Source organism: Nocardia sp. NPDC046763 (assembly GCF_040645495.1).
Lineage (GTDB): Bacteria > Actinomycetota > Actinomycetes > Mycobacteriales > Mycobacteriaceae > Nocardia.
In genome coordinates this window covers 2,446-4,213 of the sequence record NZ_JBEYYI010000079.1, presented here as the reverse complement: position 1 = coordinate 4,213, position 1,768 = coordinate 2,446, and the positions used below count along the sequence as shown (strand labels likewise).

At 56.1% G+C, this 1,768-nt stretch carries 1 rRNA gene and 1 other annotated feature (1 of these 2 cut by a window edge); the gene reads right to left on the bottom strand.

The window, feature by feature from the left end:
- Positions 1–13 precede the first annotated feature (13 nt).
- Positions 14–130: ribosomal RNA gene (gene rrf, locus ABZ909_RS43425) — 5S ribosomal RNA — on the bottom strand.
- Positions 131–247: 117 nt separating this feature from the next.
- Positions 248–1,768: a sequence feature (mutual gap in cmsearch alignment for this rRNA model is longer than 100), on the bottom strand; it runs 1,604 nt beyond the window's last position.

Below are 1,768 nucleotides of genomic sequence, written 5' to 3'. Positions count from 1 at the left end.
TTCGCGAAGGATGTTCCGGCGGTGTCCTACTCTCCCACACCCTGTCGAGTGCAGTACCATCGGCGCAGGTGGCCTTAGCTTCCGGGTTCGGAATGGGACCGGGCGTTTCCCCACCGCTATAGCCGCCGTAACTCTATGAAACTATCCACAGAGAGCCAGTCCCTCGGCCCGCGAACGGGATCCGGTTCTGTCTTCCTGTATCTGTGTGTTGTTTCAGATACTGCACAGTGGACGCGTAGCTTCTTTGTTGGTAAGTCCTCGGCCTATTAGTACCAGTCACCTACATCTGTTACCAGACTTCCAGTTCTGGCCTATCAACCCAATGGTCTGTTGGGGGCCTTACCCCCTCGAGGGGGTGAGAAACCTCATCTTGGAACAGGCTTCCCGCTTAGATGCTTTCAGCGGTTATCCCTTCCGAACGTGGCCAACCAGCCGTGCTCCTGGCGGAACAACTGGCACACCAGAGGTTCGTCCGTCCCGGTCCTCTCGTACTAGGGACAGCCTTCCTCAAGTTTCTAACGCGCGCGGCGGATAGAGACCGAACTGTCTCACGACGTTCTAAACCCAGCTCGCGTGCCGCTTTAATGGGCGAACAGCCCAACCCTTGGGACCTACTCCAGCCCCAGGATGCGACGAGCCGACATCGAGGTGCCAAACCATCCCGTCGATATGGACTCTTGGGGAAGATCAGCCTGTTATCCCCGGGGTACCTTTTATCCGTTGAGCGACACCGCTTCCACTTGCCGGTGCCGGATCACTAGTCCCGACTTTCGTCCCTGCTCGACCTGTCGGTCTCACAGTCAAGCTCCCTTGTGCACTTGCACTCAACACCTGATTGCCAACCAGGCTGAGGGAACCTTTGGGCGCCTCCGTTACATTTTGGGAGGCAACCGCCCCAGTTAAACTACCCACCAGGCACTGTCCCTGAACCCGATCAGGGTCCGAGGTTAGAGGTCCAATACGATCAGAGTGGTATTTCAACGATGACTCCACGAACACTGGCGTGCCCGCTTCACAGTCTCCCACCTATCCTACACAAACCGTACCGAACACCAATACCAAGCTATAGTGAAGGTCCCGGGGTCTTTTCGTCCTGCCGCGCGTAACGAGCATCTTTACTCGTACTGCAATTTCGCCGAGTCTGTGGTTGAGACAGCAGAGAAGTCGTTACGCCATTCGTGCAGGTCGGAACTTACCCGACAAGGAATTTCGCTACCTTAGGATGGTTATAGTTACCACCGCCGTTTACCGGGGCTTAAATTCTCAGCTTCGCGCCGAAGCGCTAACCGGTCCTCTTAACCTTCCGGCACCGGGCAGGCGTCAGTCCGTATACATCGTCTTACGACTTCGCACGGACCTGTGTTTTTAGTAAACAGTCGCTTCTCTCTGGTCTCTGCGACCCAGACCAGCTCCCACCGCAAAGGTGTTCACCAGACCGGGTCCCCCTTCTCCCGAAGTTACGGGGGCATTTTGCCGAGTTCCTTAACCACAGTTATCTCGATCGCCTTAGTATTCTCTACCTGACCACCTGTGTCGGTTTGGGGTACGGGCCGTGTATCAACTCACTAGAGGCTTTTCTCGGCAGCATAGGATCACTGAATTCGCCTCAATCGGCTACGCATCACCTCTCAGGATATGTGCGTGACGGATTTGCCTATCACGCTCCCTACAGGCTTACACCAGGTATTCCATCACCTGGCCCAGCTACCTTCCTGCGTCACCCCATCGCTTGACTACTACGGTCTGGGTCCTGTGCAGCCCCCTCCGG